This window comes from Vibrio sp. 1580 (assembly GCF_033340055.1).
In genome coordinates this window covers 1-574 of record NZ_JAWOVT010000526.1, presented here as the reverse complement: position 1 = coordinate 574, position 574 = coordinate 1, and the positions used below count along the sequence as shown (strand labels likewise).

Sequence of the window (574 nt, the reverse complement as noted above, 5' to 3'; positions counted from 1 at the left end):
GCAAATGGCGCGTTGTTTTGCTCAAACGTGATGTTGGCATTGAGCACGGGGTAGGCGGCTCTTGGCATGTTCTCTTTCAAGGTTTGCCAGCCGTATTCAAATTCGTGGTTACCGAGCGTTATCGCGTCGTAGCCCATCGCGCTGTACAAATCGAAAGAGAGCTTGCCTTGCGTTTTTTTCGCGAGTGAACCAGTGAAAATGTCCCCCGCATCGAACAAGAAACTGGTCTCCTCTTGCGCGCGGGTTTGTTTGATCAGCGTGGCAAGGTAAGGAATACCGCCAATGCGGCTAATGTCTGGATTCCAAAATGCGTCAACAGGCTCATAAACGCTTTCAATGTCGTTGGTGTGCAGCAACGTGACGTTGCGAATTTCCGCAAAGGAAGAAAATGACACGCCGATAGAGAACGCCGCTAACGCATACAGCAACGGCTTTTTAGAAAATGTCTTCATAGTTGATCCGGTAAAAGTTGAGTAAGAAGTAAGGTTTCGCGAAACAGAGCAACTTTAAAAAAGCACGTAACTCAGGCGATTGAATTGGATCACATAAATTCATGTCAGTAATCGCTAATTGA

Annotated in this window: 1 protein-coding gene; it reads right to left on the bottom strand. The window is 46.9% G+C overall.

The genetic code is table 11. From position 1 onward, the window contains the following. A partial coding sequence (locus R7093_RS26970) for a metallophosphoesterase (RefSeq protein WP_318147243.1) occupies positions 1-452 on the bottom strand: 452 nt, incomplete at its 3' end. Positions 453-574 lie beyond the last annotated feature (122 nt).